At 34.6% G+C, this 22,347-nt stretch carries 20 protein-coding genes and 1 rRNA gene; 11 read left to right on the forward strand and 10 right to left on the reverse strand.

Going from position 1 to position 22,347, the window contains the following annotated elements; all coding sequences use genetic code 11:
• Nucleotide 1: 1 nt before the first annotated feature.
• From JI747_RS16725 to JI747_RS16735, 3 genes are all read left to right on the forward strand, one after another.
• Nucleotides 2-646, forward strand: coding sequence for a pirin family protein (locus JI747_RS16725; protein ID WP_225690011.1), 645 nt, complete (start codon nucleotides 2-4; stop codon nucleotides 644-646).
• Between the two features lie 20 nt (nucleotides 647-666).
• Nucleotides 667-1,701, forward strand: a complete 1,035-nt coding sequence (locus tag JI747_RS16730) for a T9SS type A sorting domain-containing protein (protein ID WP_225690012.1) — start codon at nucleotides 667-669, stop codon at nucleotides 1,699-1,701.
• A gap of 90 nt (nucleotides 1,702-1,791) precedes the next feature.
• Nucleotides 1,792-2,289: a hypothetical protein gene (locus tag JI747_RS16735; protein ID WP_225690013.1), complete on the forward strand. Its 498-nt coding sequence runs from the start codon at nucleotides 1,792-1,794 to the stop codon at nucleotides 2,287-2,289.
• Nucleotides 2,290-2,365: 76 nt separating this feature from the next.
• On the opposite strand, the gene JI747_RS16740 is transcribed toward JI747_RS16735, so the two are convergent.
• Both JI747_RS16740 and JI747_RS16745 read right to left on the reverse strand, forming a co-directional pair.
• On the reverse strand, nucleotides 2,366-3,391 hold the full coding sequence (locus tag JI747_RS16740) for an LLM class flavin-dependent oxidoreductase (protein ID WP_225690014.1): 1,026 nt from the start codon (nucleotides 3,389-3,391) through the stop codon (nucleotides 2,366-2,368).
• Nucleotides 3,392-3,623: 232 nt separating this feature from the next.
• The gene (locus JI747_RS16745) at nucleotides 3,624-5,765 is read right to left on the reverse strand and encodes a S9 family peptidase (protein WP_225690015.1); all 2,142 of its coding nucleotides are present in this window, start codon (nucleotides 5,763-5,765) and stop codon (nucleotides 3,624-3,626) included.
• Between the two features lie 233 nt (nucleotides 5,766-5,998).
• Here JI747_RS16745 and JI747_RS16750 point away from each other — a divergent pair, with 233 nt between their 5' ends.
• The 3 genes from JI747_RS16750 to JI747_RS16760 all read left to right on the forward strand — a co-directional run bounded on the left by JI747_RS16750 (nucleotide 5,999) and on the right by JI747_RS16760 (nucleotide 8,644).
• Nucleotides 5,999-6,511 (forward strand): YceI family protein, encoded by a 513-nt coding sequence (locus tag JI747_RS16750; RefSeq protein WP_225690016.1) that lies wholly within the window; start codon nucleotides 5,999-6,001, stop codon nucleotides 6,509-6,511.
• Nucleotides 6,512-6,589: 78 nt separating this feature from the next.
• Nucleotides 6,590-7,417, forward strand: a complete 828-nt coding sequence (gene ygiD / locus JI747_RS16755; RefSeq protein WP_225690017.1) for a 4,5-DOPA-extradiol-dioxygenase — start codon at nucleotides 6,590-6,592, stop codon at nucleotides 7,415-7,417.
• A gap of 54 nt (nucleotides 7,418-7,471) precedes the next feature.
• Nucleotides 7,472-8,644, forward strand: a complete 1,173-nt coding sequence (locus JI747_RS16760; protein WP_225690018.1) for a carboxypeptidase-like regulatory domain-containing protein — start codon at nucleotides 7,472-7,474, stop codon at nucleotides 8,642-8,644.
• A 45-nt stretch (nucleotides 8,645-8,689) separates the two neighbouring features.
• On the opposite strand, the gene JI747_RS16765 is transcribed toward JI747_RS16760, so the two are convergent.
• The 4 genes from JI747_RS16765 to hutH all read right to left on the reverse strand — a co-directional run bounded on the left by JI747_RS16765 (nucleotide 8,690) and on the right by hutH (nucleotide 12,831).
• The gene (locus tag JI747_RS16765) at nucleotides 8,690-10,183 is read right to left on the reverse strand and encodes a S8 family peptidase (RefSeq protein WP_225690019.1); all 1,494 of its coding nucleotides are present in this window, start codon (nucleotides 10,181-10,183) and stop codon (nucleotides 8,690-8,692) included.
• A 115-nt stretch (nucleotides 10,184-10,298) separates the two neighbouring features.
• Entirely contained in the window at nucleotides 10,299-10,745 is a 447-nt protein-coding gene (locus JI747_RS16770) for a GNAT family N-acetyltransferase (RefSeq protein WP_225690020.1), read from the reverse strand.
• Between the two features lie 112 nt (nucleotides 10,746-10,857).
• On the reverse strand, nucleotides 10,858-11,331 hold the full coding sequence (locus tag JI747_RS16775) for a DUF2059 domain-containing protein (protein ID WP_225690021.1): 474 nt from the start codon (nucleotides 11,329-11,331) through the stop codon (nucleotides 10,858-10,860).
• A gap of 12 nt (nucleotides 11,332-11,343) precedes the next feature.
• Complete coding sequence (hutH, locus tag JI747_RS16780) at nucleotides 11,344-12,831, reverse strand: histidine ammonia-lyase (protein WP_225690022.1); 1,488 nt, start codon at nucleotides 12,829-12,831, stop codon at nucleotides 11,344-11,346.
• A 132-nt stretch (nucleotides 12,832-12,963) separates the two neighbouring features.
• Between hutH and JI747_RS16785 the strand changes: the two genes are divergently transcribed.
• The 3 genes from JI747_RS16785 (at nucleotide 12,964) to JI747_RS16795 (ending at nucleotide 16,483) form a co-directional block, all read left to right on the forward strand.
• On the forward strand, nucleotides 12,964-13,725 hold the full coding sequence (locus JI747_RS16785; protein WP_225690023.1) for a hypothetical protein: 762 nt from the start codon (nucleotides 12,964-12,966) through the stop codon (nucleotides 13,723-13,725).
• An 80-nt stretch (nucleotides 13,726-13,805) separates the two neighbouring features.
• On the forward strand, nucleotides 13,806-15,596 hold the full coding sequence (gene uvrC / locus JI747_RS16790) for an excinuclease ABC subunit UvrC (RefSeq protein WP_225690024.1): 1,791 nt from the start codon (nucleotides 13,806-13,808) through the stop codon (nucleotides 15,594-15,596).
• Between the two features lie 104 nt (nucleotides 15,597-15,700).
• Nucleotides 15,701-16,483 (forward strand): T9SS type A sorting domain-containing protein, encoded by a 783-nt coding sequence (locus tag JI747_RS16795; protein WP_225690025.1) that lies wholly within the window; start codon nucleotides 15,701-15,703, stop codon nucleotides 16,481-16,483.
• A 51-nt stretch (nucleotides 16,484-16,534) separates the two neighbouring features.
• On the opposite strand, the gene JI747_RS16800 is transcribed toward JI747_RS16795, so the two are convergent.
• From JI747_RS16800 to JI747_RS16810, 3 genes are read right to left on the reverse strand one after another with little or no spacing between them, the layout of a single operon-like run.
• Nucleotides 16,535-17,281, reverse strand: coding sequence for a hypothetical protein (locus JI747_RS16800; protein ID WP_225690026.1), 747 nt, complete (start codon nucleotides 17,279-17,281; stop codon nucleotides 16,535-16,537).
• Between the two features lie 12 nt (nucleotides 17,282-17,293).
• Nucleotides 17,294-18,376, reverse strand: coding sequence for a putative type IX sorting system protein PorV2 (locus JI747_RS16805; protein ID WP_394371158.1), 1,083 nt, complete (start codon nucleotides 18,374-18,376; stop codon nucleotides 17,294-17,296).
• A 14-nt stretch (nucleotides 18,377-18,390) separates the two neighbouring features.
• Nucleotides 18,391-19,269 (reverse strand): DMT family transporter, encoded by an 879-nt coding sequence (locus JI747_RS16810; RefSeq protein WP_225690027.1) that lies wholly within the window; start codon nucleotides 19,267-19,269, stop codon nucleotides 18,391-18,393.
• A 346-nt stretch (nucleotides 19,270-19,615) separates the two neighbouring features.
• Between JI747_RS16810 and JI747_RS16815 the strand changes: the two genes are divergently transcribed.
• Nucleotides 19,616-21,244: an acyl-CoA carboxylase subunit beta gene (locus tag JI747_RS16815; RefSeq protein WP_225690028.1), complete on the forward strand. Its 1,629-nt coding sequence runs from the start codon at nucleotides 19,616-19,618 to the stop codon at nucleotides 21,242-21,244.
• Nucleotides 21,245-21,262: 18 nt separating this feature from the next.
• Complete coding sequence (locus JI747_RS16820; RefSeq protein ID WP_225690029.1) at nucleotides 21,263-21,910, forward strand: hypothetical protein; 648 nt, start codon at nucleotides 21,263-21,265, stop codon at nucleotides 21,908-21,910.
• Between the two features lie 361 nt (nucleotides 21,911-22,271).
• Here JI747_RS16820 and rrf read toward each other — a convergent pair.
• Nucleotides 22,272-22,347 (reverse strand): 5S ribosomal RNA (gene rrf, locus JI747_RS16825); the annotation flags it as partial.

Raw genomic sequence — 22,347 nt, forward strand, 5'->3', positions numbered from 1 at the left:
TATGTTAGTTCAAAGCCCATCAAGAATTTTTAAATCTGATTTTTCAGTCTGGAAGGAAGAAAACTCATGTGCTGTAAATAATTTCTTTCTCGGTGAAGAGTCTCTGAAACTAAGAAAGGCTTTAGAAGTTGTTTTGCCGGAAAACGGAAGTTATGAGTTTGTTCATCAGGAAGAGACAAGTCTTCTGATCATTGTGCTGTATGGTGAGATTTTAATTAATGATTTTGAAAAAGCCATTTTATCTGAGCAGATCTTCACATTACAGTCTGTTGAAAATAACGTGGTAACGATTACCAATAATCTTCCGAACGAAAAAGCTGATGTTCTTATTTTAGAGTTTAAAAATAAAAATCCTGAGAACTCTTTTACTATTGAAGAGCTGGATATAAATGAAAAAAATGTTCTTCTTCCCATTACCAACCATCTGAAGATCCCCAATTTTATAGGGCTTTATGACGGAAGAAAAGAACAGGAATATGCTGTTCATATTCAGGGAAATTCCATTTTCGGAATGGTGATTAACGGTGCTTTTGAGTTTCAGAACAGACTTCTGGAAACCCGGGATGCCATTCTTCTTTCCGAAATTGATCGATTAGAATTTGAAGCATTGAGTGAAAATGCGCTTTTACTTTTCTTAGAAATTTAGTTACACAAAAACAAAAAATAATGGACAGAAAAAACTTTTTAAGAAACTCCTTAGGATTAGCAGGAGTTGCCGTTGCTGTTCCCAGCATCCTTCGATCGGAAATGTTTTCGGAAGAAAAACCTGTAATTAATGTATTAAAAAATACGTTAAGCTGTTCAGTAACCAATTCTGAAACAGAAGGCCCTTTTCCTACTCACACTCCTTCGAGTCTTGTACAGAGTAATATTGTCAGCGACAGAACGGGAGTAGCTTTTACCATGAATATTTATATCAAGAATACCAACGGAAACTGTGCGGCTTATCAGGGAGTTTTGGTAGATGTATGGCATTGTGATAAAGACGGAAATTATTCTGAATACGGAGGAACTTCTATGCAGTCTGCCAATTATACGAATTATCATTTTCTTCGTGGCAGACAAACTACAGATGCCAATGGTCTTGTAACTTTTACCAGTATTTTTCCGGGATGGTACCAAAGCAGGGCAACGCATATTCATGTTCATGTCTATAAAGCTGACGGAACTTCTCTTTTGGTGACTCAGATCGCATTTCCGGAAGGAACAAGCAGTGCTGTGTATGATGTAAATGTAAACGGTACTTCTTACGGATATACAAAAGGTATGACCGGATATACGTATAACAGTACCGACAATGTATTTTCTGACGGAACCAGCAATGAAATGAGCACTGTAACAGGTTCTTTATCGGCTGGTTATATATTAACCCATACGATATATGTTGCAGGAGCATTTCTTGGAACACAGGAAACTTCAAATCCCAAAAATTTTCAAGTGGAACAAAATTATCCCAACCCTTTCCGTGAAGAAACGGTCTTCCCTATCAATCTTGATGAGAGATCGACAGTAAGTATAGATTTATTTGATGCTAGTGGAAGAAAGGTTTTAGATGTGATAGATCATCAACAACTTACCGCTGGAAAACAGGAAATAAAAATGAGCAGAAATCAGCTAAAATCAGGAATGTATGTAGCAAAAATTACTATTGACAATTCAAAAGGAACATTCATAGAGAATCTTAAGGTTCTCGTTCATTAATACTTTTTTAGTATTAAATAATTCATATCATTTTGTTTAAGAGTCAGGGTAGGATGAAAAAACTGCCCTGTTTATTTAAAATTCTATCTTATGAAGGCGAAAATAAAACTGGCATTTCGAATCGTGATCGATCAGAATTCCACTATGGTTTGGGACAAATATGTTTTTGAAGATACTTTCTTTGAATATAAAGTTCAGCATCAGGTTTTTGATGATAAAGAAAATCCGGTAAAAAATTATTGGGAGCTTTTGGCAAAAAATTCACATGCGGAAAGGATTCCGTTTTTGCTGAGCGCTTCGGCAACGAATTATATTTCTCAATTGAATGGAGAGATCAAAAGCCTACCCGATGTTTTAGGAGATACATTTTTTCCTATTGAAAGTTTTAAACTCGACCTCATCAGTTCCAACATAGAAGATCCTTCAAAACATAAAATAGGACTTACCTTCTACACGCCGCAATTGTTGCTGATCGATATTATTGATAACAAATACCTTTTAAGCAAAAATATTTCAGGTGAAAATTTTGAAACGTTTATGTTTGCTTTTCACCCGCAAGTTGCGATTGCGACTTACGAAACCATTTGAAATTTTTTCATTTTATAAATACTATTGAGTTTTTTTAGAGAGAACCGCCGCTGAAAGTTTCAGCGGCGGTTTATTTTTATAAGTTTTTAATGAGTGGTTTCACATCATTACCAAACAATTCGATAGATTTCATCATGATATCGTGTGAAGGATCTCCCACATCCATATGACCGATAAATCTCGTAATCCCGAAGATTTCTTTCATATAAGCGATTTTATCGGCTACTTCTGCTGCACTTCCGATAAATAATGCTCCATCTCTGCTTTTTCCTCCGTCATACTGCATTTTTGTGTAAGGCGCCCAACCTCTGGAAGCTCCAATTCTGTCCATCTGAGATTTATAATTATGGAAATATCCGTCCACCACTTTTTGGTCATCACTTACAAAAGTATGTGAGTGAATGGCAATCTGCATTTTATCTGCATCATGGCCTGCTTTTATATATTCCTGCTTATAAAATTCAATTAAATTTTTAAACTGGATCGGCATTCCGCCAATAATCGCAACCACCAAAGGCATCCCCAATTGTGCTGCACTCAAAACGGATTGTGGAGTTCCTCCGACAGCTCTCCAAATCGATATTTTACCGTCATTTTTTGCTCTAGGATAAACCGTTTGATTTTGCATCGGTGCGCGTAATTTTCCTGACCATGAAACATTTTCTTCTGAATTTATCTTTAGCAATAATTCTAATTTCTCATCAAAAAGCTGTTCATAATCATTCAGAGAATATCCATATAAAGGAAAAGATTCTATAAAACTTCCTCTTCCCACAAAGATCTCTGCACGACCGTCAGAAATCAAATCTAAAGTCGAAAAGTCTTCATATACTTTCACAGGTTCGGATGAACTTAAAACAGTAACACCACTTGCCAGTTTTATATTTTTCGTAATGCTTGCTGCTGCTGCCAACACAATTTCAGGTGACGAAACCGCATAGTCGGGACGGTGATGTTCTCCCATTGCGAAAACATCGATTCCCACCTCATCCATGAATTTTACCTGTTCAAGGATTTCATGAATCTTTACTCCTGCATCTCTGTATTTTCCGGTTGTCTGATCTAGTGAAAGATCTCCAAACATTCCTATTCCTAATTCCATATTGTTGATTTTAGTTATACAAAAGTAGGCTTCTTATCACTCAGGTGCATTGATCTTTGATAAGAACGGAGATTGATTTTCTTAGTTTTTAAATTTACAGGTTTTCTGTCATTCCGTAGGAATCTAAACTTAGTTTTGAAATACTTTGCTCAGATTCCTACGGAATGACAAATTTCAAGATCAAGATTCTTTTCAACAAAAAATCCAGCCTTATCGACTGGATTTTGAATATTTATTTCTTTAAGTTCTGATCAAAATAATCGGTGATCTTCTGCATCAAATGTACTCTGTCTTTTCCGATCACATTATGTGGATGTCCCGGATATACAAAATAATCTAACTGAACCCCATTGTCTACTGCAGCTTTAATGAATTTAACTGAATGCTGCCAAACTACCACATCATCCTGTGCTCCGTGAATCATTAACAATTTTCCTTTTAAGTTCTGAACTTTATCCAAAAGATTGGCCGCAGCATATCCTTGCGGATTCTCCTGTGGAGTATCCATATATCTTTCTCCGTACATGATTTCGTACATGCTCCAGTCGATTACTGGTCCTCCTGCAACTCCTACTTTAAATACATCCGGTTTACGAAGCATAAAACTTGTCGTCATAAATCCTCCAAAGCTCCAACCGTGAATTCCCATTTTCTCTGAATCTACATAAGGAAGTGACTGTAAATATTCCACTCCTTTCATCTGGTCATTCATTTCCGTTGTTCCTAAGTTTCTGAATACCGCCTGCTCAAACTTCAATCCTCGGTTGGCAGAACCTCTTCCGTCCATTGTGAAAATGATATATCCGTTTTGAGCCATATATTCATACCAAAGGTTTCCGGAAGCCGGGAATGTATTGGTAATTAACTGCAAATGCGGCCCGTTGTATAGATAAACAATTGCCGGATATTTTTTATTCGCATCAAAATCTGTAGGAAGAATCATTTTTCCATACAGGATCGTACCGTCATCCGCTTTGAAGTTTACACTTTTGATCTCTGGTCTCTGATAATTTTTTAATGTATTTTCAGCAGTAAGAAGATTCGTTGATTTTAATGTATTTGTATTAATAACATTTACAACTCTTGGTGTAGTTGCATTGCTGTAAGAGTCGTACAAATAATTTCCGTCGCTGCTTAAAATTCCTGCGTGAACTCCATCTGCATTATCCATTCGCTGCATTTTGAAGTTCGTCCAGTTAATTCTGTATAAATGTTTTTCTAAAGGAGTTTCTTTCGTAGAAGTGAAATAAATTTCCTTTTTATTTTCATTAAATCCTAAAATATCTGTTACCAACCAATCCCCTTTTGTGATCTGAGCAACTAATCCTTTTTCTAAACTATAATGGAATAAGTGATTGTACCCTGTTCTCTGACTCTGCCAGATAAAATCTGTATTGGAATTTGGGAAGAACGTTAACGGATGTTGTGGCTCAACATATTTATCGTTGGTTTCTTCAAATAAAGTTTTCACTAAATTTCCGGTCTCCGCATCATACTGGTTCATTTTCATATGATTCTGACCTCTGTTCAATACGGCAACAAAGATATATTTTGAATCAGGGCTCCATGTAACTGCCGTTAAATACTGATCTTTTTCTCCTTCAATATTTAAGAACGTTGTTGACTGGGTTTTGATGTTGAAAACTCCTAACGTTACCTGATGCGAAGTCCGTCCTGCCATCGGATATTTAATGTTATGATTCACAGCTGGAGTTACCGACCAGTCGATGATCGGATAATCAGCAACCATCGTCTGATCCATTCTGTAGAATGCTACACTTTCTGAATTGGGAGCAGGGAAAATTCCGGTATCAATTCCGAATTCGTTTCTGTGAACATTGGAAGCACCGTTCAGAATGTTTTCATTAGCATCATTTGTTACAGCGATTGTTTTTCCGTCCTTATTAATAAATAAGTTGTTCTTTACCGTAAATGCAAAAGTTTTGTTATCTCCAAAGATTTTGATATTGGAAGCATCTTTATCTACTGTGGCAGAGTTTTTCACTTTCCAGTCATTTCCTGATTTCTCAACCCAGATCATCTGATCATTAGAATTGAAATATCCGTTAGAATTGCTGACAAATTTAATTTGTGGAATTGCCTTTAGCTTATTATTCTCCAGATTTTTGTTCAGTTGAGACAAAGACACCAAAGTATCCTGTTTGTTTGTTTTTAAATCTGTGATCAGATATCCGCCTTTCACTGCCTGAATGTATGATTTCCCGTCATTCGACCACGAAAACTGAGAAATATTTTTCACGGCAAGATTGCTTCTTAAACCATTAACAGCCTCCGCCATCGTAAATTTTTGGGTCTGCGCAAATGCCGAACTTCCCAAAACCAGCATCAATAAAGAAAACTTATGTAATTTCATTGTAAAAAATTGAATCCACCAAAAATAAGAAATAAAACTCACACGTTAAGAAACGTTAAAATAAAAGATTGTAAAAGTATAATAACAAAATGATTAGGATTAATTTCTTACCTTAATAGTAAGTTTTTAATAAAAAATAAAACAGAAATCATTTCTTATCCTATATCAATGATTTGTACCTGTCTCTTGATATAAATTTGCATTATAAATAACAAAATAAAAACAGTATTACAATGGCAACAAAATGGAACCTAGACCCAGCGCATAGTGAAATTACTTTCAAAGTAAAACACATGATGATTTCTAATATCAAAGGAAACTTCACCAACTTCAACGCAGAAATCGAAGCTGATGATGATACTTTCGAAAATGCAAAAACAACAGCAACAATTCAGACGGCTTCTATCTCAACACATAATACAGACAGAGATAATCACCTGAAATCTGCAGAATTCTTCAATGCTGAAGCAAATCCTACAATTTCTTTTGATGCTCAGGCTTTGAACGGAAACGTTACAGGAAACCTTACGATCAACGGAATTACAAAACCTGTAAGCCTTGATGTAGATTTCAACGGAATCAATGTTGACCCATGGGGAAATACAAAAGCAGGATTCTCTTTTGAAGGAAAAATCAACAGAAAAGATTTCGGACTGAACTGGAATGCTGCTCTTGAAGCAGGAGGTGTAATGGTAAGTGATGAAGTAAAATTGGCAGGTGAACTACAGTTCGTAAAACAAGCATAATTTTTAACAAATATCTTAAAAGGTTCGGGGATTTTTCTAAAGCCTTGAACCTTTTGTCTTTCTATACAATCAATAAAAATGAACCTAAACGATTTACAAAACATAAGCGAAAACTTTGGTAATACCCAGAGAATGCCTGTTCTTTTTCTTGGGCACGGCTCACCGATGAACGCGATTGAAGAAAATCAGTTTGTACAAGGTTTCAGAAAAGCAGCCACTGAAATTCCGAAACCGAATGCAATTTTGTGTATTTCTGCACACTGGTTTACACAGGGAACGAAAGTAACTGCGATGGATATGCCAAGAACAATTCATGATTTTGGTGGTTTTCCGCAGGCCTTGTTTGATGTTCAGTATCCTGCTCCCGGAGATCCTGAATTGGCAAAAGAAACGGCAGAATTATTGGCTCCTGTCATGGCAGAAGAAGATCACAATTGGGGATTGGATCACGGAGCATGGTCGGTCATTAAACACATGTATCCGAATGCAGATATTCCGGTGATTCAGATGAGTATTGATTATACGAAACCTTCACAGTATCATTTTGATCTGGCTAAAAGATTAAATAAGCTTCGTGAAAAAGGAATTCTAATTATAGGAAGCGGAAATATTGTTCATAACCTTCGACTGATCGACTGGAGAAACATCAATACAGTTGGAGCAGGCTGGGATTGGGCGATTGAAGCTCGCGAAAAAACCAACAACTGGCTGTTGGACGGAAACTTCCAGAATATCATTGATTATCAAAAGCAGGGAACTTCATTGCAATATGCAGTTCCTACACCTGATCACTATTTTCCTTTGATCTATACATTAGGACTGAAAGATAAATCTGAAAACTTAACTTTATTTAATGATGAATTAATCGGAGGTTCTTTAAGCATGACGAGTGTGAGAATTGGATAACAACTTGTTATTCACTATTTTTTTATCACTAAAAATTTAGTAATATTGTTTACCATGAAAAAAACAGTATTACTTTTTTTATTTCTGCTTCCGTTTTCCTTATCCATTGCTCAAATGATACAAGGAACCGTAGTGAATGATGTGGAACAAAAAATCCCTAATGTTTCTATTTATATTGATGGAACAAAAATCGGAACAACTTCTAAAGAAGACGGAAGCTTCAGCCTGAACTTGCCTTCTAAAAATATCGGGAATATTATTTTTCAGAAAGAGGATTATGAAACTTTTGCAACACCTATTTCGGAAGTTTTAAATAAAAAATTAAAAGTTGTCTTACTGAAAACCAATACGATTGAAGAAGTAAGAATTATTCCTTATACCGAAGAAGCATATAAAAATTACATCGGTTATTTTCTTAACAGCTTTATCGGCAATGATCAGGAAAATGTAAAAATTAAAAATCAGAAATCTTTAAAATTTGCCTACGATAAAAAGAATAAAACGCTAAAGGTAAAAGCCCCGAAAACTTTAATTATAGAAAATAAAAATCTGGGGTACGAGATAGAATATAACCTCATGAGCTTTTCTACCGATTTCAACTCCAATATGGTGAATTACACAGGGACAAGCTTTTTTAAAGAAACTAAAAATTCAGATAAAGTAAAGCTCAATAGAATGAACGCTTATGATGGAAGTTCGCTTCATTTTTTCAGAAGTATTTACAATAATACTATTTCAGAAGATAAATTTGTGGTTAATCATGTTGTACAGGTTCCGAATCCGAAATATCCTACAGAAGAAGAGCTGAATATCCTGAAGAACTTTATGGAAGTTTCCAGAGCTTCGAAAACACTGTTTAAAATTCCGGAGGAAATTAGTGATATCTCACACAGGAAAACCAGCCAAAAACCTTATGCTTTGGCGATTACCAAAACCATGATCCCGGATTCTGATTATGTGAAAAGAGACGGAAAGAAAGTTTTTTTCAGTTTCAAAGATATGCTACAGGTGAATTATTCTAAGTACTACTATGAACTGAAAGGAAAGCAGTTTATAAAAAGTACAATTCCTGTTGTGATATCATCCTATCTACATCCTGAAGGTGAAACTTTTGAAGTATCAAAAGACGGAAACATTTCTAATCCTGATCTGCTGATTACCGAAGGGGAATTCTCAAAAAACAAAATTGAAAATATGCTTCCTTTAGATTACCAGCTTGGAGATTAATCTGAAATATTTCCGCCTTCTTAAAATATTTTTTAGTTTACTATTTTATTGTACAGCCTGTAAAACATTAATATTTCCGTATCCGTAATCTGAGTTCGGAGTTGGATAATAGGTTGCCGACTGTCTCATTTTATTCAGAACCTGATCTCTTGTCCATGATGGATTTTTAGCCCAGACCAAAGCTGCGATTCCTGCTGTAGATGCTGTTGCCACAGAAGAACCGCCTACATAATCGGTTTGTCCGTTGTAATAACTCAGCACCGGAATACTGTTTCCTGAAGCTCTTTCCATCTGATAGGTAAAATCAATTTCCGCTCCTGAGTGGCATACGTCACATCTTTGGTTGGAAGTATTTTCTTTTACTCCGGTGATTGCTTGTGTTTCAGGCATCCATGCCGGGAAAATTACCCCCACAAAATTCGTAAAGCTTGTGGAAGTTCCTCCTGCACAGAAAATCAATTTTCCTTTTGAATACGCGTATTTTACTCCATCTTCAATTTTTCCTACTGAGAAAATATGTCCCATCGACATTGAAATGATTTTGACACTGGTATTATTTCCTAATTCTGTAAAGGCAATCTTTACTCCGTTTTGTTCGTGATATCCATCCAGCACAACGTTTGAAGCCGCTCTGTACGTTACCAAATTCGCATTATAAGCAACCCCAACCGGTTGTCCTTGATTATTTCTCGGAGAAGCCACCGCCGAAGCCATACTCGTCCCGTGACCGCATTGATCCGCAGAACCATCGTAACCTGTACTCCATGGCCAGATTGAATCTACATAAACTCCATTTTTACTGATGGTTCTTCCTGATGAAAGTCCGTTATTGAAACTGCTTCCCAATAAAGTTTGTTCAGGAGAAACACCGCTGTCAATCACACCAATGGTCACTCCTGCTCCTGTGCTGTAGCTCCATGCGTTAATGATATTGTGTTTGGTGAAAGACCAAGGCGCTTTTGCATTAGGGGTCACCGTTGTATAATCTGATGTACTTAAAGCTGTTGATTCAAATCCGCATCCTGATGAACCACTTGATTTTGAAGTAGCTCCATATTTTTGTTCATTTTCAAAATAGCGGTAATCTGCAGGCTCCAGATAACGGATATTTTTCATTTTTCTAAGAGCAATTACCGTTTCCTGTTTTTCTATCGTAACATCAATTTGATTTAAATATTGATCTGAAGATAACAGGGTTCTTTCTGTTTTTCCTTCGTATTGCTCAATTACCTTTAAAATTTCGGCCTCAATTGCTTTATTATCCGGTGTCAAACTTCTGTCAAAAGAAGAACCGAATCCGATAGAAGCAATTTTATTTCCCTGAAAAACGGCACTCCACACAAAATGATCAGAAGATTCGTTCCAGGAAAATCTTCCTTTCGTTTTAATGGTTTCATTAATTTTTTCATTGATTTGTTTAGCCGTCAAAGGATCTTTCTGGGCAACTTCAATGTTTTCTGAATTGTTTTGAAGATCTTCTCTGCTACAGGCAGTGAAAACAAAAAACAATAAGAGTAGATAAAAGACATTCTTTTTCATATAAAATAATATTTGATTGGTATCACCAAGATATCACTTTACATTGAATTAGAAATATTTAGAATTTAATTTACTGTTAATTTTACTATGCTAGAAATAGTATTAACTTCATGAATTACAGCTCCTTTTTATAACAGACACTATTCTCAATATCAATATATTGTCCGTAATTAGGGATCAAATTGTATCCATTTTTCTTATATAACGCAATTGCTTCCGGCTGTTTAAGTCCTGTTTCCAAAACACCATATTGAAAACCTTCATTTTTTGCCCAGATTTCAAGTTCTGCAAGTACTTTGGATGCGTAACCGTTTCCTCTATATTCAGGCAGTACAAACATCCTTTTGATTTCTACAGTATCATTCTCAAATTTTTTAAATGCTCCGCAAGCAACAGGTTTTTCATTTTCATAGAAAAGAACACAGTTTTTCAACTGGTCAATCAAATTAAACTGATGATAAAATGCATGTTCATCCCCATCACGAACGGCTAAATCCTGATCTAAGAATTGTACTAAATATTGAAAATCCGGGTTGGACGAATCTGTTCTTTTTATGGCCATTACACTCGTATTACACAACAAATTTAATTATTTAAGATGATTTTCTCTTCTCTTTATATTATTTAATGTATTAAAAAAGCTCCCATTTCTGGAAGCTTTGATATTTTTTATTTTATTTACGCATAGGAGGTTCCGGACCTGATTCCATAGGAGGTGGCGATTGTAAATACCCCATTTTTTCTAAATCCCCATCAATTGTCTCAGTAACTTTCTGAGCCCAATTACTAGTTGCAGTCTGAATTTCAGTCATAATGCTCGGTGTATTTTGAATCACTTTCTTTCCAAAATCTGATTTATAAAAAATAAGCAATTGATCAATTTCTTTTTCAGTAAACTTATTTCCGTAAATCCCTACTACTTCATTGATAAGATCGTCAATATTCACTTTCATTTCAATAGGTTCCCAAGCAGAATCTGGAACAGTATTATATTTTTTTTTGTAATTAGCGATTAAATTCTTTTCTGCCTGTTTAGTAACCGGAAAAGCACCACTTAAAGAAAGCAATTCTTTTACTTTATCCTGTTTTGCCTGAGAATAAGAAAATACTCCAAATCCAATCATTGCTATGCAAAAAACTTTTTTCATCCTGATTGACAGTTAGTTTACTACAAATTTTCTTTCATTAATCAGCTCTGCAATCGCCAACATATCTTCTCCGATCAATCGGTCATCTTCAAGCTTAGCAACTTTCGAACGAAGAATCGCATAGTTTTCTTCAATGATTTTTGAACATTTTGAAGGTCTTCTGAATTCTAATCCCTGTGCAGCAAACATTAATTCAACCGATAATATATTAACCAGGTTTCCTAAAACCTGATTGAATTTTCTTCCGGAAATGCTTCCCATAGAAACGTGGTCTTCCTGTCCTAAACTTGTAGGAATAGAATCTGCCGAAGCAGGGAAACACAATGTTTTATTTTCTGTTACTAACGCCGCAGAAGTATATTGAGGAATCATAAATCCTGAATTTAAACCAGAGCTTTCTGTTAGCAATCTTGGTAAGCCATATTTTCCTTCCAATAATAAATAACTTCTTCTGTCAGAAATATTTCCTAATTCAGCAGCAGCCAACGTTGCATAATCTAACGGTAAAGCCATCAACTGACCATGGAAGTTTCCTCCTGAAATCGATTCTTCAGCACTTAAAACAATTGGATTGTCTGTTACAGAATTCAATTCCGTTTCTGCCATCATTTTCAGATGTTCAAAAGCATTTCTACTCGCCCCGTGAACCTGTGGAACACATCTCATGGAATACGGATCCTGAACTCTCTCACAGTCTTCGTGAGCTTTCATATTTTCTGAACCTTTCAGGAATTTCAGCATTCTTGCAGCCACTTTTTTACTTCCTTCAAATGGTCTGATCTCGTGCAGTTCTTTTTTAAACGGACTTGCCGATCCTCTGTATGCTTCAAGACTCATTGCAGCCGTCATATCAGCAAGATCTAATAAATATTCAAATTTTTCTAAGCCTTTTATTGCATGAGCCAAAATAAATTGAGTGCCGTTAATTAATCCCAAGCCTTCTTTTGGTCCTAAAGTCAATGGTTTAAGATCATTTTTTTCTAATACTTCAGTCGTTTCAAAAATCTCGTTTCCAACCCAAACTTTTCCAAGTCCTAAAAGAGGCAAAACAAGGTGTGACAAAGGCGCTAAATCTCCTGAAGCTCCCACCGAACCTTGCTCAGGAACAACCGGAATAATATCTTTTTCTAACATGAGAATCATTCTCTCGATCACTTCTAAAGAAACTCCCGAAAATCCTTTTGACAAAGCATGAACTTTAGCAATGATCATAATTTTTGAAAGTTCTTTATCTATCGGTTTTCCCACCCCTACTGCGTGAGAAATGATCAGATTATATTGTAACTGCGCTGTTTCATCAGCAGAAATTTTTGTATCACAAAGAGGCCCGAATCCTGTATTTATTCCATACACACAACGATCTGAATCTACAATCTTCTGAACATTCTTCTGCGATTTTAAGATTTGGTCTTTCGCAGCTTTGTTCAGTTTCGCTTTATTTGGAGCTTTACAGATTTCCAAAACATCATGGAAACTGAAAACATCTACACCGTATATCATTCTCTAAATTTTGTCTTAAAATTACACATTTAACAATAATTGGAAAAACTAATTTTTCAACGTCAGATTTTTCTCAGAATAAGCCATTTAATTTGCTATTTTTACCGCCGTAAATAAAAAAATAATAACCTTATGAAACTTAAATCTATGCTGCTTGCATTGTTTCTTGTAAGCACTGCATCTTTCGCTCAGAAAGTAAAATACTCTAAAGAAGAGATCAAAAAGATGGAACAATACCTTTTTAATGAAGGGTTCAATTCCCCATCTCCAAAAAAAACATCAACTGTTACTTTAAAGGACGGTACAATCGTAAAAGGGTTCTGCAATAAAATTGATACTAAAAAAGGTCAGATTTTTGAAGTATCCATTAAAGACAGTATTACTAAAAAACCTAGTGTTTTGGAGGCTGATAACATCAGTGAAATGTATGTATTCCCCAACGAGGCTGAGAAATTTATGAAAGTTGCAAAATATATGGGTAACATCAGAAATTATCAGACAAAAAAATTAAAGAATACAACAACAAATGGTCGTATTCACTTTGTAAACCAAACGGTTTCTTTAAAAAATAAAAAGGATGACAAAGAATTTCTGATGCAGGTTATTAATCCTGAATTTGATGATATTATCTCTGTTTATCATGATCCGAGAGCTAAAGAAACGACAGGTTTTTCAGTGATGGGTTCTCCCCAATTAGGTGGTGGTGTTATCAAATCTTATTATGTAAAGAAAGGAGATAAAGTAATGTGGCTTCACAAAGATGATTTTGAAGATAATTATGATTTTCTTTTCGGAGACAATGCCGAATTCATGAAAAAGTATCCTAAAAACTCTGTGGAATGGGACTATTTCAGCTTCTTGGTGTATCAGTACACTGAAATGAGCAACGGATAAAATTGAATATTAACATATATTATAAAGCTGTAGAGATTCTGCAGCTTTTTTTGTGGTTTTAAATTCCTTAATTTTGTTATATGAATCCTTCTTTAGAACTGCAGCTTAAAACTTTACCTTCCGAACCCGGTGTTTATCGTTACTATGATAAAAACGAACAGCTTTTATATGTAGGAAAGGCTAAAAATTTAAAGAAAAGGGTTCTTTCTTATTTCAACAAAAACCTTTCTGGATACCGTATCAAAATTATGGTCGGGAAAATCCAACGCTTGGAAACCACCATTGTAAACAGTGAATATGATGCACTTTTATTAGAAAATAACCTGATCAAAGAACATCAGCCGTTTTACAATGTGATGCTGAAAGATGACAAAACCTATCCATGGATTTGTATCAAAAATGAAGATTTTCCACGAATTTTTCTGACAAGAAATGTGATCAAAGATGGCTCTGAATATTATGGTCCTTACGCAAAAGTACGTCCTGCCAAAATTCTTTTAGATACAATCAAACATATTTACAAACTCAGAACCTGTAATCTTAATCTTGCTCCTAATAAAATCGATGATGGAAAATATAAGGTCTGTCTTGAGTATCACATTAAAAATTGTGAAGGACCTTGTGAAGGACTTGAAAGCAAAGAAGATTACGACGAAAAAATTGATGCTATCCGGGGAATCATTAAAGGAGATTTCCGAAAAGCAAAAGAATATCTGGTTCATCAGATGATGAAGTATGCAGAAAATTTGCAGTTTGAACAGGCCCAATTAATTAAGGAAAGACTTGACATCCTTGAAGATTATCAGGCTAAAAACACGGTTGTGAACCCGAATATCGATGATGTAGATGTATTTGGCATGACCAGTGATGAGACCGCAGCTTATGTGAATTTCTTTAAGATCAGAAATGGAAATATTATTCAGAGTTTTACCACCGAAATTAAAAAGATTCTTGAAGAATCTGATGAAGACATTATGGAAGAAGCTTTAATTGAAATCAGACAAAAGTTTAGTTCAGATTCAAAAGAAGTACTTCTCCCTTTCCATTTATCTGTTGAAATTCCGAATGTGAAACTGATCGTTCCGAAAGTAGGTGATAAAAAACGTATCGTAGAACTTTCTGAAAAAAATGCGAAAGAATACCGTTTAGAAAAATTAAAACAGGTTCAGATCATCGATCCGGAAAGACATACCAACAGAATCATGGCAGAAATGCAGAAATTGCTGAGAATGCCTGTTGAACCACGACATATCGAAGGTTTTGATAACTCGAATATTCAGGGAACAAATCCTGTTTCTGCCTGTGTCGTTTTTAAAGATGGAAAACCAAGCAAAGCTGATTACAGAATTTTTCATCCAAAAACAGTAGAAGGACCGAATGATTTTGCCACTATGGAAGAGGTAATCTATCGTCGTTATAAAAGAATGTTGGATGAAGGAGAAAACCTTCCTCAATTGATTTTGATTGACGGAGGAAAAGGACAATTATCTTCGGCTGTAAAAAGTTTGCGTTTACTGGGATTATACGGTAAAATTACCATCGTCGGAATCGCAAAAAGGCTGGAAGAAATTTTCTTTCCTGAAGATCCTATTCCTTTGTATCTGGATAAAAAATCGGAAACCTTAAAAATTCTTCAACGAGTAAGAGATGAAGCCCACCGCTTCGGAGTAAAGCATCACAGAACAAGAAGAAAAAATTCTACCATAAAATCTGAACTGGAGGAAATTCCGGGAGTTGGAGAAAAAACAATTGAATTATTGCTTTCAAAATTAAAATCTGTGAAACGCATAAAAGAATCCAATCTGGAAACTTTAGAAGAGATATTGGGGAAAAGTAAAGCGAAAGTAATTCATGATTTTTTTAATAAATAATTTAAACAAAAACAATTACTTTTAATTTTTAATACATAATATTTCATAATTAATGTTTTTTTAATAATTTAGCTTAAACATTTAATTACCAAATATTATATTTTATGAAAAAGAACTACTTTTTAGCAAAGTTATTTGCAGGAATCATTACGTTTACACTTACCAATTTTTTTAACGCACAAACATATTGCAATCCTAGTTATTCCAGTGGATGTACAAGCTGGAGAATTACCCAAGTGACAATTCCTTCCGCAAGTTTTGATAATTCATTTGCATCCGGCACCTGTACAACTGGAAGAGATCGTACTGCTGTAACAGTAAACTTGAGCCCAGGAACTTCTTATGCCATCAATATAACAACTATGGGATGGATTTCTTGTGGAATGGCAATAGACTTCAATAAAGACGGAGACTTTGATGATGCAGGGGAAGCTCTATTTTTACCAAGTTATATTGCAAGTGACACGCAAACTTATTCCGGAAATTTCACCATTCCATCTTCCGTAACTGCAGGAAATTACAGAATGAGAGTGTGGAATCGATTAGCCAATTCAGCAAATGGTACGCCTGCAGATTCTCCGTGTGGAACGTACAACTACGGAACCTGGACAGATTATACAGCAACTATCGGAACATTGGCTACTTCTGAAGTTTCAAAAGTTTCAGCAAAGGTTTATCCTAACCCTGTTTCTGATTTTTTAAATATAGAAGCTAAAAATACAATTGAGTCAGTTGAGATTTATGATATGAACGGGAAATTAATTAAAACCGTTTCATCAAAAAGTGATGCGGTTTCAGTTAAATTATCTGATCTCGCTCCTGGGACTTATTTTGCGAAATTGAATGATCGTAAAACCAATCAAACAATTAAATTTATAAAGAAATAAGTTATTGACTGTTAATCATAAAAAAGCCCTCAAAATTGAGGGCTTTAGGTTTTATTTTTTTGAAAATACTTCTTTAGTATATTCTCCATTCGTTTGTGGAATTTCAATTACTATATTTCCATTTTCAAAATATCCAAGTGTAGATTCTCCATTTTGTAACTTTACTCTGAAAACATCATTCTTGGTTGTTGTTTTAAAAGTAGCAAAAGGTGATGAGCTGTTTGGGTTCGCCAGAATGAATTGGCTTCTATCAATCTGAATTTTCTGAAGATCAATTTTACCATTGCTAAAATTCTGTGCAGAATTATTTTCTGATACCAAACTGTTATTGCTTGTAATTTTCTCTTCTGTAGCATTAACTGTTTTCGTTACAATCTGATTATGATCAATAGATTTCGTTGGAGAAATTAATGAATACGTTTGCTTCAAAGCATCCTGATATCCTTCTTTATATTCTTTAATGTTAGAAGTACCTTTTATCGATTGTATTTCTTTATCATTACAGTCCTTGAATGTTACTACTATCTTATTTCTTAAAAAACTGCTATCATTAATAATATCTGCCAATAAAACATTACAGGGATTATCTTTTGCTTCTGATGGCCATTGTAATTTATCAGTAGGAACAATAATATAATTTTTGTTTTTTAATGTTTTTGCTAACAATTCGCCCAAACCAAAGTCTTCTTTAAAACTTGTAAATTTAGCCGGAAGTGAAATATATCTATAATCAGAAGTTTTTTGCCCGAACATGAACATAGAACTAACTGTTAATACAACAAGTGAAAGCTTTTTCATTTTCATTAAATTTTAATCATTTCTAAATTCTCCCATATCCAGTTTCAATGAGAAGAAATTCGAGTAAAAATTGGATCCTCCAATTCCTGAGTTGCTAATTGCATAATCAAGGGTAAGACCTCTGTATCTGATCCCTATACCTGCACTTGGCTGAAAAGAAACCTTTCTTTTCAAATCTTCAATATCTGTAATGGATTGAAATCTGTTAACCCCCAATCGTACAAAGATCATTTTCTGATATCCTAATTCCGCTCCCGCATAAGGAGTAATACTTGCAATATCAGAAGAAATAAGAGCCGCCGTTTTAGCGAAGTCTACATTGATACCAGCTTCAGGTAAAACATATACGCTGCTGTTGATTTCAAATACTTTACTTGCTCCCAAATTCAATTTAGGCATAGTAAGCTCCATTTTATCTGAAGGAGCAGGGTTGAATTCCTCTCCATTTACAACTGTTGATAATTCCTTTTGATTAATACTCCAAAAGTTGACTGTTGTTGTCGCATCACGAAGCATCCCACCAAACTTCCATCCGTTATCTCCTTTATAGATCGCTCCTACATCAAAACCAAAACCATAACCATTTGCAAATTTTCCGACATTTCTATAAACGATTTTAGCATTTACCCCCACATCTAATCTAGGATTTCCTCCTGGGTGAAAAGCATAAGAAAGTAATGCTGCATAATCGGATTGAGAAAACTTAGTAATTTTATCATAATCAATGTTCCCTTCTGCATCGATCATTTGAGTCGTATTCAATATATTATCAACCCCCAATCTTACAATGGAAACTCCAAAAACACCTTCTTCCAGTACTTTAGCATATGCTAAATAATCATATTTGGCAATAGATTCAAAGTATTCTGCGTGCATGGCTGCTCCCTGCCAATCTTTTTCAATAGATAAGAGACCTGCCGGGTTCCACATCGGGGAATATACATCATCCTGATTAGAGATTACTGCTCCTCCCATAGCCAATCCTCTTGCTCCTGCACCAATATTTAAAAATTCGTTGGAATATTTTCTGATAATCTGAGACTGGGAAAGTCCAAAAGCCAGGGAAAATACTACTAAAAGGTATTTTTTCATCATAATCTAGGCGATGCTTAATTAAGTTTTTTTTGTTTTCTTGCTTTTATTAAACCATTAATAATAATTGCCAATATCATTATAAATGATGCTACATAAAAAATAGGGCTCATATGCTCCGATTCTCCAAAGATAAAAAAAGCTAATATAATTCCGTAAACTGGTTCTAAATTAACTGTTAAAATTAAAGTAAAGGGTGAAATATATTTCATCAGCTTTACAGATTCTAACATGGGAAAAGCAGTAAAGACACTGCCCAACAAGCATATTAACGCAATATCTCTATAACTTATTTCATTCATATGAAAAATTTGTCCTGAGAACAAATAAATCACCATCAGCATAAACCATCCACAAAAAATCTCGTAAAAAATAATATTTCCGGAACTTGTTTTTCCAAACATTTTCCCATTAAAAACCGAAAATATGGTTCCAAATACAGCGCATAATATTCCGTAAAAAATTCCTTCTTTATACTGGAACTCGGTTTTAAATATTAATAATATACAGGCTACGATCACCAATCCCATTACTACTTCAGAAACATCCACCTTCCTTTTAAAGATGATAGGCTCCAAAATGGAAGCAAATAATGTAGACAGTGAAAGGCAGCTCAAGGCTATTGAAACATTCGACACTTTAATCGAATAAAAAAAACAATACCAGTGAAGCGCCATGGCAAAACCAATTGCAGCCAGCTGAAAAAATATTTTTTTCGAAACCTTTATACTTTCTTTCTTATAAATTCTGATAAAGGCATACAGAAAAACCGCTGCGAACAGCATTCTGTAAAAAACCAGAATCTGTGCATTTGCATGAATAAGTTTTCCCAAAATTGCCGTAAATCCCCATAAAAAAACAATTAAATGCAATCTAAACAGTGCCAACTTATGCATACCCTACTTCTTTTTAATTTTAATAGGCAAATTTACAAATCGCTTTAACATATCGGGCAGATTTATTCATTTTTTACAAAAAAAACCCTGAAAATTTATTCAACTTTCAGGGCTTTCAAATAATAAACTATTAAAAAAATAAACTAGGAACTTAGAGTATTTTTCAGAGAATATACCTCCAATACTCTTATGTAAAGTTAAAAAAAATCTCAATAATATAAAAATATTCCGATGTTAAAAATTTCACAATTTTCTGAAAACCAATATTTTAAACACTTGTTTTAATTCAGTTTAAATTCCTTTGAAAAATAGTATCTTTAGCACTATATAAAATGAATTTATTTTTATGGACCTTGAATTCAACAAAAGAGAAGATCAAAACAGATTAAAATTATCAGAGATCAATCGCCTGCTTGCCGAAATAAAAAAAGGGGGTGGTGAAAAAAGACTTCAAAAACTTCGTGATGAAGGAAAAATGACAGCAAGAGAAAGAATTGAATATCTTCTCGATAAAAATACGGATTCAATAGAAGTGGGTGCATTTGCCGGATTTGAAATGTACGAGGAACATGGAGGATGCCCAAGTGGAGGTGTTGTAGTAGTCATAGGATATGTTTCCGGAAGACAATGTATTGTTGTTGCCAATGATGCTTCTGTAAAAGCCGGAGCTTGGTTTCCAATCACCGGAAAGAAAAATCTTAGAGCACAGGAAATTGCTATGGAGAATAAACTTCCTATCATCTATCTAGTAGATTCTGCCGGTGTTTATTTACCAATGCAAGACGAAATTTTCCCGGATAAAGAACATTTCGGAAGAATTTTCAGAAACAATGCGAAAATGAGTTCTATGGGAATTATACAGATCTCAGCAGTAATGGGAAGTTGTGTTGCAGGTGGAGCATATTTACCGATCATGAGTGACGAAGCAATGATTGTTGATAAAACCGGTTCTATTTTTCTTGCAGGAAGCTATCTTGTAAAAGCTGCAATTGGGGAAAGTATTGATAATGAAACTTTAGGCGGAGCAACTACACACTGCTCTATTTCCGGTGTTACTGATTATAAAGCTAAAGACGATAAAGATGCTTTAGATAGAATCAAAAACATTATGAAATCTATCGGAAGTACTGAAAAAGCAGGTTTTGACAGAATTGAAAGTTTTCCACCAAAAGAAAATCCTGATAACATTTTTGGAATTATGCCTGTTTCAAGAGCAGAGCAATATGATACTTATGAGATCATAAAATGTTTAGTTGATAATTCTGAATATGAAGAATACAAACCTGACTATGGTAAAACTATTGTTTGTGCCACAGCAAGAATCGATGGCTGGTCTGTAGGAATTGTTGCCAACCAAAGAAAACTGGTGAAAAGCGGTAAAGGAGAAATGCAATTTGGTGGAGTTATCTATTCTGATTCTGCTGATAAAGCAACAAGATTTATTGCCAACTGTAATCAAAGAAAAATTCCTTTGATCTTCTTACAGGACGTTACAGGTTTCATGGTAGGTTCAAAATCAGAACATGGAGGGATCATTAAAGACGGAGCAAAAATGGTGAATGCAGTTTCTAATTCTGTTGTCCCTAAATTTACCATTATCACAGGAAACTCTTACGGAGCTGGTAATTATGCCATGTGTGGCAAGGCTTATGACCCGAGATTAATTGTTGCTTGGCCATGGGCTGATTTAGCGGTAATGGGAGGAGCTCAAGCTGCAAAAGTATTGGCACAAATTCAGGAATCTACATTGAAAAAACAAGGAAAAGAAATTTCTGAAGAAGAGCATAATGAAATTTTAGAGACCATCTCAAAAAAATATCAAAAACAAACTGAAGCAACTTATGCTGCTTCCAGACTTTGGACAGATGCTATCATTAATCCCACTGATACAAGAAAATGGATTTCTATGGGCATTGAAGCTGCTAATAATGCTCCTATTACTGAAAAATTCAATTTAGGAGTTATTCAAGTATAATTTTATAAAAACATAATTATGAAAAAACAATTATTAATTCTATTGGGTATTTTAGCTTACGGTTCGTTGTTCTCACAATGTACCATAAATGGAAAATCAATATTAAAAGTACAGGATGAAGAAACTTACAGCCTCTCTCCTGAAATAGGGCAATGTAAAGACTGTCATTTGTGGTCTAATTACGGAAAAAATGCTACAATAATTGGTGATAATAAACTTAGCAGTATTAAGTTAAAAGCAAATGAAATAGGTCGTCAATTAATTTCAATTTCAGCTCTTACTACACAAGGAATGGTTCAGTGTAGTAAAACAATTGAAATATTGGATGGTAAAAACTATGAGGAAGTAATCAATGGAACATCAACTGATATAAAGCAAAATACTAACACAAGTAAAAATTGTGATATTGAAGTAACAGATTTTAAGCAAGGTAAATTTGGTGACGGAATTGTCAACTTCTTCCCCAATGTTTCTAATAATGAATATAAATATGGATGGACAGTCACTTATTCTGACGGCAGCGTCATGAAATCTGCAGATAAGACTCCTCAATTTCCATATACTAAGGAAAAAGGTATTAGTGTCGTAAAACTTCAGATCTTCTCTAAAAACTGTATTAAAGACCTTTCCAGATCTTACGAACCTATTTTCTGGGAACATTTTTAGATATAATCTTTATATTAAATAAAAAACTCCGAAGAAAATTCTTCGGAGTCTTTATTGTTATCCTATTTAAATCCTATATTAATTACAATAAATTTCACTATAAAACTCTTATTTATTACAGCATTATCCTTTTATATATAAATATGCACTCAGCAATTCAATATTTGGATTTGCTATTAATTCGATTTGCTCTTAATAGCAACCTCCCTCCTTCAGGTAAATGAATACGGTTTGTATTGTGGGATTTGTTTTTAGGGTGTATTTCTTTTGGATTTAGTTTGATTTGGAATAGGAATATGTTAATATAGGTATATACCAAAAAAAGTCTCATAGAACTTAATCTATGAGACTTTAAAATAAAAACTGGCGGCGACCTACTCTCCCGCTTTCGCAGTACCATCGGCGCTGGTGGGCTTAACTTCTGTGTTCGGAATGGG

The organism is Chryseobacterium tagetis (assembly GCF_016735585.2).
Taxonomy (GTDB): domain Bacteria; phylum Bacteroidota; class Bacteroidia; order Flavobacteriales; family Weeksellaceae; genus Chryseobacterium; species Chryseobacterium tagetis.